Genomic DNA, 5,258 nt, shown 5'->3' on the forward strand with positions numbered 1-5,258 from the left:
TGTGGTTGGTGTGCCTGCCGGTTGGTGGGTGTGTTCTTTGAGAATTCAACAGTGCCTTGACGCGTGTGTGGCTCTTGTTTTTTGTTTTTTTGTGTTTTTTGCTGGGGTTTTTTCTCTGGTTCATTGTTGGAGAGTTTGATCCTGGCTCAGGACGAACGCTGACGGCGCGCTTCACACATGCAAGTCGAACGCTCGCACCCCGTGTGCTCATTCTTTCGAGGGTGGGTTGGGGTGTGGGAGTGGCGGACGGGTGAGTAACACGTGAGTAACCTGCCCCGGGCGTGGGGATAACCCTGGGAAACTGGGGCTAATACCGGATGTGCTGCATGCCTCGCATGGGGTGTGTGGGAAAGGTTCACCTTTGTGAGGGGGTGTTCCGGCCTGGGTGGGGCTCGCGGCCCATCAGCTTGTTGGTGCGGTGAGGGCGTACCAAGGCGATGACGGGTAGCCGGCCTGAGAGGGTGATCGGCCACACTGGGACTGAGACACGGCCCAGACTCCTACGGGAGGCAGCAGTGGGGAATTTTGCGCAATGGGCGGAAGCCTGACGCAGCGACGCCGTGTGGGGGAGGACGGCCTTCGGGTTGTAAACCCCTTTCGGCCCTGACGAATGTGACGGTAGGGGCTAAAGAAGCGCCGGCTAACTACGTGCCAGCAGCCGCGGTAATACGTAGGGCGCGAGCGTTGTCCGGATTTACTGGGCGTAAAGGGCTCGTAGGCGGTTTGTCGCGTCGGTCGTGGAAATGCGCAGCTTAACTGGGCACGTGCGGCCGATACGGGCAGACTCGAGGGCGGTAGGGGCAAGCGGAATTCCTGGTGTAGCGGTGAAATGCGCAGATATCAGGAGGAACACCGATGGCGAAGGCAGCTTGCTGGGCCGTTCCTGACGCTGAGGAGCGAAAGCGTGGGTAGCGAACAGGATTAGATACCCTGGTAGTCCATGCTGTAAACGTTGGGCGCTAGGTGTGGGGACCGTTGTGGTGTCCGTGCCGTAGCTAACGCATTAAGCGCCCCGCCTGGGGAGTACGGCCGCAAGGCTAAAACTCAAAGGAATTGACGGGGGCCCGCACAAGCGGCGGAGCATGTGGATTAATTCGATGCAACGCGAAGAACCTTACCTGGGTTTGACATACACCGGATTGCCTCAGAGATGGGGTTTCCCTTGTGGCTGGTGTACAGGTGGTGCATGGCTGTCGTCAGCTCGTGTCGTGAGATGTTGGGTTAAGTCCCGTAACGAGCGCAACCCTTGTCCTGTGTTGCCAGCGGTTCGGCCGGGGACTCGCGGGAGACTGCCGGGGTCAACTCGGAGGAAGGCGGGGACGACGTCAAGTCATCATGCCCCTTATGTCCAGGGCTTCACACATGCTACAATGGCCGGTACAGAGGGTGGCGAGACCGTGAGGTGGAGCGAATCCCGGAAAGCCGGTCTCAGTTCGGATCGGGGTCTGCAACTCGACCCTGTGAAGTCGGAGTCGCTAGTAATCGCAGATCAGCAACGCTGCGGTGAATACGTTCCCGGGCCTTGTACACACCGCCCGTCACGTCATGAAAGTCGGTAACACCCTAAGCTCATGGTCCAACCACACGGTGTGTGGGGGGCGTGGTCGAAGGTGGGACTGGCGATTGGGACGAAGTCGTAACAAGGTAGCCGTACCGGAAGGTGCGGCTGGATCACCTCCTTTCTAAGGAGCAAGCTGGTCACGCGCGTGGTTGGGGCACTGTTGGGTTCTCTGGGGGCGCACCCGTGTGGGTGGGCTCGCTGGTGTGTTGGTTGATAGGTGGATAGTGGTGGCGAGCATCGTTGTGTGATGTCGCGCGTGTGTGCGTGTGATGTCGTGACAGCTTTGTGGTTTTGTGCACAGTTGTTGGCTGTGTGGTTCGTGTCTGTGGGCGTACGGTGGATGCCTGGGCACCAGATGCTGATGAAGGACGTGGGAGGCCGCGATAGGCCTGGGGGAGTTGTCAACCGAACTGTGATCCCAGGGTGTCCGAATGGGGGAACCTGGCCGGGGTGATGCCCGGTCACCGGTGTCTGAAGAGATTAGGGCATCGGGAGGCACGGGGGGAACTGAAACATCTCAGTACCTCCAGGAAGAGAAAACAAGAGTGATTCCCTGAGTAGTGGTGAGCGAACGGGGATGAGGCTAAACCGGGTGCGTGGCAAGCCGGCAGGCGTTGCGTGCTCGGGGTTGTGGGAACATGCCGGATCCATGCTGCCGTGTGGGTGCGGGTGCTGTGGCTTCAGCCGAAAGCGTTGGGAGGCGCTGGCGGAGTGGGTGAGACCCCCGTAGGCGAAGAGGTCGTGGTGGCTCGTGGGTGTGTGTCCCGAGTAGCGCGGGGCCCGTGGAATCTCGTGTGAATCGGCCAGGACCGCCTGGTAAGCCTAAATACGTCTGGTGACCGATAGTGGATGTGTACCGTGAGGGACTGGTGAAAAGTACCCCGGGAGGGGAGTGAAAGAGTTCCTGAAACCGTGCGCCTGTAATCCGTCAGAGCATGCCCGTGTGGTGTGTGATGGCGTGCCTTTTGAAGAATGAGCCTGCGAGTTAGTGGTGCGTGGCGAGGTTAACCCGTGTGGGGGAGCCGGAGCGAAAGCGAGTCCGAAGAGGGCGGTGGAGTCGCGTGCTCTAGACCCGAAACCGAGTGAGCTACCCGTGGCCAGGGTGAAGCGCGGGTAAGACCGTGTGGAGGCCCGCACCCACCAGGGTTGAAAACCTGGGGGATGAGCTGCGGGTAGGGGTGAAAGGCCAATCAAACTCGGAGATAGCTGGTTCTCCCCGAAATGCATTTAGGTGCAGCGTCACGTGGGTGCTCCGTGCTGGTAGAGCGACTGGATGGCTGATGGCCCAGTGTGGGTACTGACGTCAACTAAACTCCGAATGGTGCGGATGTGGACCGTGGCAGTGAGTCCCTGGGGGAAAAGCTCCAGGGTCGAGAGGGAAACAGCCCAGATCACCGGCTAAGGCCCCGAAGTGTGTGCTGAGTGGAAAAGGATGTGGGATCGCCGAGACAACCAGGAGGTTGGCTTAGAAGCAGCCATCCTTGAAAGAGTGCGTAACAGCTCACTGGTCAAGTGATCCTGCGCCGATAATGTAGCGGGGCTTGTAAGCACACCGCCGAAGCCGTGGCGCCGGTCCCTGTGTGGGGCTGGTGGGTAGGGGAGCGTCCTGCACGCCGGTGAAGCATCCTTGTGAAGGGGTGTGGAGGGTGTGGGAGTGAGAATGCAGGCATGAGTAGTGCATGGACAGTGAGAATCTGTCCCGCCGAAAGACCAAGGGTTCCAGGGGCAGGTTGATCCGCCCTGGGTGAGTCGGATCCTAAGGCGAGGCCGACAGGCGTAGTCGACAGGACAACGGGTTGATATTCCCGTACCCGCGTATCCGCGTCCCATACCAACCCCCGGGCAACGCATGATCAGCCGTGACCGCGGGTGGGATTCGTCCCATGCCGGGGTGATGGTGGTTGTGGTTGGTGGGTGTGTTGGTCAGCGATGGGGTGACGCAGAAGGGTAGCCCAGCCCGGGCGATGGTTGTTCCCGGGGTAACGGTGTAGCACGACGGCCCAGGTAAATCCGGGCGGTCGCGGTGTGAGACCGGAGGCCGAGCCAGTGTGGCGAAGTGGGTGAGCCCAGGCTGCCGAGAAAAGCCTCTAGCGAGGGGATACGTGGTCCGTACCCGAAACCGACACAGGTGGTCTGGTAGAGCATACCGAGGCGAGCGGGCGAACCGTGGTTAAGGAATTCGGCAAAATGTCCCCGTAACTTCGGGAGAAGGGGAGCCACGGCCGGTGATCCCCCGGTGCGGGGTGAGCTGGTGGTGGCCGCAGAGAATGGGCCCAAGCGACTGTTTACTAAAAACACAGGTCCGTGCGAAGTCGTAAGACGCGGTATACGGACTGACGCCTGCCCGGTGCCGGAACGTTAAGGGGAGCCGTGAACCCACCTGGTGGGTGAGGCGGCGAACCGAAGCGCCGGTAAACGGCGGTGGTAACTATAACCATCCTAAGGTAGCGAAATTCCTTGTCGGGTAAGTTCCGACCTGCACGAATGGCGTAACGACTTGGGCGCTGTCTCGACCACGGACCCGACGAAATTGCATGACGAGTTAAGATGCTCGTTTCGCGCGGCAGGACGGAAAGACCCCGGGACCTTTACTACAGCTTGGTATGGGCGTCTGGTTCGGCTTGTGTAGGATAGGTGGGAAACTGGGAACCTCGCACGCCAGTGCGCAGGGGAGTTGCTGGTGAAATACCACTCTGGTCGTTCCGGGCGTCTAACCTCGGTCCGTGACCCGGACCAGGGACAGTGCCTGGTGGGTAGTTTAACTGGGGCGGTTGCCTCCTAAATGGTAACGGAGGCGCCCAACGGTTCCCTCAGCCTGGACGGAAACCAGGCGGCGAGTGCAAGTGCACAAGGGAGCTTGACTGCGAGACTGACGGGTCGAGCAGGTGCGAAAGCAGGGACTAGTGATCCGGCACCGGCATGCGGATGCGGTGTCGCTCAACGGATAAAAGGTACCCCGGGGATAACAGGCTGATCTTGCCCAAGAGTCCATATCGACGGCATGGTTTGGCACCTCGATGTCGGCTCGTCGCATCCTGGGGCTGAAGTGGGTCCCAAGGGTTGGGCTGTTCGCCCATTAAAGCGGCACGCGAGCTGGGTTTAGAACGTCGTGAGACAGTTCGGTCCCTATCCGCCGCGCGCGTATGGAGACGTGCGGGGAGCTGTCCCCAGTACGAGAGGACCGGGACGGACGAACCTCTAGTGCGCCAGTTGTCCCGCCAGGGGCACGGCTGGTTGGCCACGTTCGGCATGGATAACCGCTGAAAGCATCTAAGCGGGAAGCCCACCCCAAGATGACGTCTCCCCCCACCATGTGGGATAAGGCCCCCAGCAGATGACTGGGTCGATAGGCCCGACATGCACGCACAGCAATGTGTTCAGTGGACGGGTACTAACCGGCCGAACGACGAACCCACACACACGGCCCCACGCCGCGGCAACACACAACGATGCCCGCCACCACACCCACCACCACCAGCACACACCTGTGACAACAACACAACCCAGCCCACACCGGCGGCCCCCGCCGTGTTTGGGTCGGTGGCCATAGCGGAGCGGGACACGCCCGGCATCCATCCCGAACCCGGAAGCTAAGCCCTCCAGCGCCCAAGGTACTGCACCCCCACGGGTGTGGGAGACTCGGACACCGCCGACCCAACCCCCCCAAGCCCGGCCCCCACCACAAGGGGGCCGGGCC

At 61.0% G+C, this 5,258-nt stretch carries 3 rRNA genes; all 3 read left to right on the plus strand.

The features are described 5' to 3' along the window. Positions 1-123 precede the first annotated feature (123 nt). A 16S ribosomal RNA gene (locus FHR84_RS21905) occupies positions 124-1,682 on the plus strand. Positions 1,683-1,874: 192 nt separating this feature from the next. Then, a 23S ribosomal RNA gene (locus FHR84_RS21910) occupies positions 1,875-4,977 on the plus strand. Positions 4,978-5,097: 120 nt separating this feature from the next. Further along, positions 5,098-5,216, plus strand: a 5S ribosomal RNA gene (rrf, locus tag FHR84_RS21915). The 16S, 23S and 5S rRNA genes sit together here, the layout of an rRNA operon. The last annotated feature ends 42 nt before the right edge of the window (positions 5,217-5,258 follow it).

This window comes from Actinopolyspora biskrensis (assembly GCF_013408175.1).
GTDB classification, from domain to species: domain Bacteria; phylum Actinomycetota; class Actinomycetes; order Mycobacteriales; family Pseudonocardiaceae; genus Actinopolyspora; species Actinopolyspora biskrensis.